The 3,760-nt window shown below is 27.4% G+C and carries 4 protein-coding genes and 1 pseudogene; all 5 read left to right on the top strand.

The window, feature by feature from the left end; all coding sequences use genetic code 11:
- A pseudogene (locus tag HGI79_RS22150) lies at window positions 1-860 on the top strand (hypothetical protein); the annotation flags it as partial.
- A 40-nt stretch (window positions 861-900) separates the two neighbouring features.
- A complete protein-coding gene (locus tag HGI79_RS22145) occupies window positions 901-1,803 on the top strand; it encodes a glycosyltransferase family 2 protein (RefSeq protein WP_185652836.1) in 903 nt (300 codons plus the stop codon).
- A 22-nt stretch (window positions 1,804-1,825) separates the two neighbouring features.
- Entirely contained in the window at window positions 1,826-2,737 is a 912-nt protein-coding gene (rfbA, locus tag HGI79_RS22140) for a glucose-1-phosphate thymidylyltransferase RfbA (protein WP_185652835.1), read from the top strand.
- An 11-nt stretch (window positions 2,738-2,748) separates the two neighbouring features.
- Window positions 2,749-3,330, top strand: a complete 582-nt coding sequence (gene rfbC, locus HGI79_RS22135; RefSeq protein WP_185652834.1) for a dTDP-4-dehydrorhamnose 3,5-epimerase — start codon at window positions 2,749-2,751, stop codon at window positions 3,328-3,330.
- Between the two features lie 47 nt (window positions 3,331-3,377).
- Window positions 3,378-3,760, top strand: a 383-nt coding sequence (locus HGI79_RS22130; protein WP_185652833.1) for a sugar nucleotide-binding protein, incomplete at its 3' end; no start/stop codon positions are given.

The raw sequence follows: 3,760 nt of genomic DNA, 5'->3' as shown, positions 1-3,760 counted from the left end.
CCTCTGTTGTATTTATTATACAAGGTATGACCTATATAACTAATAGTAGTCTATTTATAAATTTATTTGAGTTTAAGGATAGTATTGCAAATACCTTGTTTAGAGAAGGAAAATTAAGATTAACTTATCCATCTACTTTAATAAGCTTTTCAATAGTAATATCTTTTTCAGAAGCTTTAAGCAACAAAAAAAATGGATGGACACTAATTTATTATTTAAATGCTGTTTTTGGACTAATATACTTAATCTTTGTATGCCAGACAAGAGTGCTATTAATATCAATTTTAATATCACTGTTTGGAATTTTAATTTTTAAATCACATTCAGATGTTCGGAAAAAGATAGTATATACTTTACTCATATGTTGTGCATTAACACTTTTTATGAATACTAGTTTCGTAAAAGACTTTTTTGAATCATTTAATGATACACAATATGCAGGAAGTGTTTATGCTAGAAGAGAAGCAATTGAGTACTATGTTGGAAAAGTGAAGACCAATCCTATTAATGGAATGGGAATGCTTTATGATGATCCAAATAGCAATCTCTATTATGTACTTCATGGACCACAAGGATATTTATATACAACTGATGTTGGAATAGTTGGTCTTGCATCCATATTAGGATTATTTGGATTATTATGGTATATTGCATTAATCTTTAAGTTATTTAGAATGACTTTTATTTATAATAAATTTAAAAAATTTGAAGTATCAATAAACAATATAGGAATTTTAATTTTTCTTTGTGCAACATCATTTACACTAATTGTTACGGATCCACAAAGAATACTACTATTACCACTAATTATGATAGTTATAGAATATAACTATCGTAACTTAATTAAAATAGTTAGCTAAATAATTAATATATAAATTATAAGTAAAGGAATGTGAGATATTGAATAAAGTAAGCTTTGTTATATTACACTATATGGCTATAAAAGATACTATTGAATGTGTTGAATCAATATTAAATAATATCGATTATAATAATTATAATATAATAATTGTAGATAATAATTCTTCTAATAATAGTGGAATAGAATTACAACAAAGATATTTAAATAATAAAAATATATATGTTATTCTAAGTAAAACTAATTTAGGATTTGCTAAAGGAAATAACTTAGGATATATATATGCAAAGAATGAATTAAAATCAGATTTTATAATACTAATAAATAATGATACTATTATAAATCAATCAAACTTTATTGATTTAGCAATTGGTACATTTAATAGAACACATTATTATGTATTAGGACCTGATATAATTAGTATGCAAGGTAACTTATTACATCAAAATCCTCAAAGAATAAAGGGACTTACTAAAAAAGAAGTTAAAGAACTAATAAAAATTCTTGATTATGGATATATAAAATTATATTTACAATATATAATGCATATACAATTCATTATAAAAATATTAAAAAAAATGTTTAGAGGAATGCTACATAAAGATAATCAGGTAAACAATAAAAATGAAAATCTTATCACAGAAGAATTAGAAAATATACAACTGCACGGAGCGTGTATAATTTTATCAAATTTATATATTAAATATTTTGATTATGCTTTTTTTCCAGAAACATATATGTATATGGAAGAAGATATATTATACTACCTATGTATGCAAAATAATTTTAAAACTATATACAATCCTAAAATGAAAATATTTCATAAGGAAGATGTAAGTACAGATAGTGTAATAAATTCAGATATAAAGAAATCAATTTTCATATTTAAGCATAGTAGGAATTCAGCACGTATTTTATATAGACTAATGAAACAAAATATATAAATTTAAGTAAAGAGGTGTAATAATGAAAGGAATAATTCTAGCAGGGGGATCAGGAACACGTTTATACCCCGTTACAAAAGCAATGTCAAAACAAATGGTTCCAATATATGACAAACCAATGATTTACTATCCAATGTCAGTTTTGATGCTTGCTGGAATAAGAGATATTTTAATTATATCAACGCCAAGAGATATAGTCAATTTTGAAGAGCTATTTAAAGATGGACAAGAATTAGGATTAAATATTGAATATGCAGTTCAAGAAAATCCTAATGGACTTGCAGAAGCATTCATTATCGGAGAAGAATTTATTGGTGATGATAATGTGGCAATGGTACTTGGAGATAATATTTTCTACGGTCAAAGCTTTTCAGAACATTTAAGAAAAGCTGCTAGCTTAGAAAGTGGAGCATATGTATTTGGTTACTATGTTCAAAATCCAAAGGCTTTTGGAGTAGTTGAATTTGATGATAAGAATAACGTTATTTCCTTAGAAGAAAAGCCAGAGAAACCTAAGTCTAAATACGCAGTTCCAGGCCTTTATTTTTATGATAATTCAGTAGTTAAAAAGGCTAAGGAGTTAAAACCTTCAGCAAGAGGAGAACTTGAAATAACAGATTTAAACAAATCTTATATGGAAGAAGGAACCTTAAAGGTTCAATTATTAGGTAGAGGAATGGCATGGCTTGATACAGGAACTCATGGATCTATGTTACAAGCTTCTAATTTTGTTGAAGCAGTTCAAAGTACTCAAGGAACATATATAGCATGTCTTGAAGAAATTGCTTATAGAAAAGGATGGATAACTTCTGAGCAAGTTATTCAACTTGCTAAACCATTAATGAAAACTGGATATGGTAAATATCTAATGGATATAGTAGAGGAAATTGAACTTGAAAAATCTAAAAATGAAGCTGCAGTAACAGTAGGGTAAGAGGTGTAAGTATGGGGAATTTTAACTTTAATAAAACAAAAATAGATGGAGTTTACATAATAGAGCCTAAGATTTTTGGAGATAACAGAGGTTATTTTATGGAAACTTATAACAAGGAGCAGTTTGATAAAGCTGGATTTAACATAACTTTTGTTCAAGATAATGAATCAAAGTCTAGCAAAGGGGTTTTAAGAGGACTTCATTTTCAAAAGAAACATAGCCAAGGAAAACTTGTTAGAGTAACTAAAGGAGAGGTTTTTGATGTGGCTGTTGATTTAAGAACAGGCTCTCCTACCTATGGTAAGTGGGAAGGTGTTATTTTAAGTGAAGAAAACAAAAAGCAATTCTATATTCCAGAAGGTTTTGCACATGGTTTTTTAGTTTTATCAGAGGAAGCTGTTTTTAATTATAAATGTACAGATTTTTATTCACCAGAATATGATGGTGGAGTTATGTGGAATGATCCGGATATAAATATAAAATGGCCCTTAGATGGAATAGACAATATACTTTTATCTGAGAAAGATAAGGGTCATCCTAATTTGAAAGACTTAGATTTAAGTGAGTACGAGGATTTTATATTTAGTAAGTAAAATATAGGCTTAAATAAAGTAATCATCAAATTATGAGGAGCAATGAGATGAAAATATTAATAACAGGAGCCAAAGGTCAGTTAGGAAATGAACTTCAAAATATAATAAAGTCAGGAGAAGCTGAAATTGGTAAAATTTCAGAAAAAATAAAAAAATCAGAAGTTATAGCACTTGATGTAGAGGAACTTAACATAACGAATTTAAATCAAGTTAAAGATAAAATAACAGAATTTAAACCAGATGTAGTAATTAATTGTGCAGCAGCAACAAATGTTGATGGATGTGAAAGTAATGAAGATTTTGCATTTAAGGTTAACTCAATAGGTCCAAGAAACTTAGCTATGGCTTGTGAAAAAGTTGGAGCTAAATTAGTTCAGGTTTCAACTGATTATGTGTTTAGTGGAGTTGGGGATAAACCATTAAAAGAGTA

The sequence above is a fragment of the Clostridium sp. DJ247 genome (assembly GCF_014231265.1).
This window is presented reverse-complemented; position numbering and strand designations above follow the sequence as displayed.